General features: G+C 43.3%; 2 tRNA genes and 2 rRNA genes (1 of these 4 cut by a window edge). All 4 read left to right on the forward strand.

What is annotated here, in order from left to right:
* Positions 1–161: 161 nt before the first annotated feature.
* Positions 162–1,683, forward strand: a 16S ribosomal RNA gene (locus tag IM744_RS20435).
* Positions 1,684–1,769: 86 nt separating this feature from the next.
* Positions 1,770–1,843, forward strand: a tRNA-Ile gene (locus IM744_RS20440).
* A gap of 82 nt (positions 1,844–1,925) precedes the next feature.
* Positions 1,926–1,999 (forward strand) — tRNA-Ala (locus tag IM744_RS20445).
* A 248-nt stretch (positions 2,000–2,247) separates the two neighbouring features.
* Positions 2,248–2,500 (forward strand): 23S ribosomal RNA (locus tag IM744_RS20450); it runs 2,567 nt beyond the window's last position.
* Together the 16S and 23S rRNA genes with 2 tRNA genes alongside form the textbook arrangement of a ribosomal RNA operon.

Here is a 2,500-nt window from a genome sequence, read left to right on the forward strand (position 1 = left end):
TTTAGAAAAGAGATAAAAAGTTCATTAACATATTGAATTGACAGCGTAAGTAAAGAGTTGGAAACGACAATTTACAGACAAAAGAATAAACCATTTTGAGTACTAAAAATTAAACAATTTCGATTAGTTGTTAAAATTATAGTCGTAAGACTTAAAAATTAACGATGAAGAGTTTGATCCTGGCTCAGGATGAACGCTAGCGGCAGGCCTAACACATGCAAGTCGAACGGTAACATGAGAGCTTGCTCTTGATGACGAGTGGCGCACGGGTGCGTAACGCGTATACAATCTACCTTTTACTGGGAGATAGCCTTTAGAAATGAAGATTAATATCCCATAGTATAATGATATGGCATCATATTATTATTAAAGTTTCGGCGGTAAAAGATGAGTATGCGTTCTATTAGCTAGATGGTGTGGTAACGGCACACCATGGCGACGATAGATAGGGGCCCTGAGAGGGGGATCCCCCACACTGGTACTGAGACACGGACCAGACTCCTACGGGAGGCAGCAGTGAGGAATATTGGACAATGGGCGCAAGCCTGATCCAGCCATGCCGCGTGCAGGAAGACGGCCCTATGGGTTGTAAACTGCTTTTATACAGGAAGAAACACTCCCTCGTGAGGGAGCTTGACGGTACTGTAAGAATAAGGACCGGCTAACTCCGTGCCAGCAGCCGCGGTAATACGGAGGGTCCGAGCGTTATCCGGAATCATTGGGTTTAAAGGGTCCGTAGGTGGATAATTAAGTCAGAGGTGAAATCCTGCAGCTCAACTGTAGAATTGCCTTTGAAACTGGTTATCTTGAGTTATTATGAAGTAGTTAGAATATGTAGTGTAGCGGTGAAATGCATAGATATTACATAGAATACCAATTGCGAAGGCAGATTACTAATAATTAACTGACACTGATGGACGAAAGCGTGGGGAGCGAACAGGATTAGATACCCTGGTAGTCCACGCCGTAAACGATGGTTACTAGCTGTTCGGACTTAGGTCTGAGTGGCTAAGCGAAAGTGATAAGTAACCCACCTGGGGAGTACGTTCGCAAGAATGAAACTCAAAGGAATTGACGGGGGCCCGCACAAGCGGTGGAGCATGTGGTTTAATTCGATGATACGCGAGGAACCTTACCAGGGCTTAAATGTAGATTGACAGGACTAGAGATAGTTTTTCCTTCGGGCAATTTACAAGGTGCTGCATGGTTGTCGTCAGCTCGTGCCGTGAGGTGTCAGGTTAAGTCCTATAACGAGCGCAACCCCTGTTGTTAGTTGCCAGCGAGTCATGTCGGGAACTCTAACAAGACTGCCAGTGCAAACTGTGAGGAAGGTGGGGATGACGTCAAATCATCACGGCCCTTACGTCCTGGGCTACACACGTGCTACAATGGTAGGGACAGAGAGCAGCCACTGCGCGAGCAGGAGCGAATCTATAAACCCTATCACAGTTCGGATCGGAGTCTGCAACTCGACTCCGTGAAGCTGGAATCGCTAGTAATCGCATATCAGCCATGATGCGGTGAATACGTTCCCGGGCCTTGTACACACCGCCCGTCAAGCCATGGAAGCTGGGAGTGCCTGAAGTCCGTCACCGTAAGGAGCGGCCTAGGGTAAAATTAGTAACTAGGGCTAAGTCGTAACAAGGTAGCCGTACCGGAAGGTGCGGCTGGAACACCTCCTTTCTAGAGAAAGACGACTAAACGAAACTAAAATTTAAGAAAGAAAGTGTTTGTTCTTTTGCTGTTAATTTAATAATCTATTATAGTAGAGTCTCATAGCTCAGCTGGTTAGAGCGCTACACTGATAATGTAGAGGTCGGCAGTTCGAGTCTGCCTGAGACTACTAACTATAATAATATAAAGGAAATTCTAGAACTGAGAATTCTAAATTCACATTAAGAATTCTAAATGATAGAATTTTAAATGGGGGATTAGCTCAGCTGGCTAGAGCGCCTGCCTTGCACGCAGGAGGTCATCGGTTCGACTCCGATATTCTCCACAATTCTGTTTTATTACAGGAAAAAGTTCATTGACATATTGAAAAAAGATACATAAAAATAAACAAGATTAAATTTATTTAATCTTCAAATAATATTTATGGATTAATTAGAATCACAACGAGCGATTTCTAATTAATCACATTTTTTAGTTTATAAGGTGTAAGAAATGATAATTAGTATTTATTTACTAAAAATCAAAACTGAAAATTATAAACTAAATAGTAACTCATTAAAAAGACAAAAAGTACAATAAGCTAAATAAGAGCGTATGGGGAATGCCTAGGCTCTCAGAGGCGATGAAGGACGTGATAAGCTGCGAAAAGCTGTGGGGATTGGCACATACAAATTGATCCGCAGATATCCGAATGGGGCAACCCAGCATATTGAAGATATGTTATCCGTAAGGAGGCGAACCCGGAGAACTGAAACATCTAAGTACCCGGAGGAGAAGAAAACAAAAGTGATTCCGATAGTAGCGGCGAGCGAAATCGGATTAGCCC

Origin of the sequence: Psychroserpens luteus (assembly GCF_015319355.1) — a bacterium.
GTDB lineage: Bacteria > Bacteroidota > Bacteroidia > Flavobacteriales > Flavobacteriaceae > Psychroserpens > Psychroserpens luteus.